1 protein-coding gene is annotated in these 408 nt (G+C 30.4%); it reads left to right on the forward strand.

Annotated features, from left to right (window positions below; genetic code table 11):
* A partial coding sequence (locus tag I6F36_RS39165) for a malate:quinone oxidoreductase (RefSeq protein WP_225173314.1) occupies positions 1 to 188 on the forward strand: 188 nt, incomplete at its 5' end.
* Positions 189 to 408 lie beyond the last annotated feature (220 nt).

The following is a 408-nucleotide window of genomic DNA, read 5'->3' on the forward strand; positions in this document are numbered from 1 at the left end:
CACCTGGTGCGTCAACAGCTGGAGATATTACGTTTGATGTTTTACAGCGATGCTATCGTGATGAATTCAAAGGATGGGAACCCAAGATTAAAGCAATGGTGCCGTCATTTGGTTATCGTTTAACAGATCATGAGGATTTATATCACAAAATTAATGAAGAAGTAACTAAGTATTTACAAGTTAATTAATAAACAAAACGGTAATGTCTTTTTAATGTGATAGACATTACCGTTTTTGAGTGGTTGTTTTTATTATCAGTGCTTTATATTTAGAAGCTTATCTTGATTGAAGTCATTTAAAAGTTTTGAAGAATTTATACCTGTCTGTATCGTTTTAAACCAACAATATTTAAGATAATAAAGGCCATGATAAAAATCATTAGAATTAGTAAATCGAACCATATATTAC

Origin of the sequence: Bradyrhizobium sp. BRP19 (assembly GCF_020194195.1) — a bacterium.
Lineage (GTDB): Bacteria > Pseudomonadota > Alphaproteobacteria > Rhizobiales > Xanthobacteraceae > Bradyrhizobium > Bradyrhizobium yuanmingense.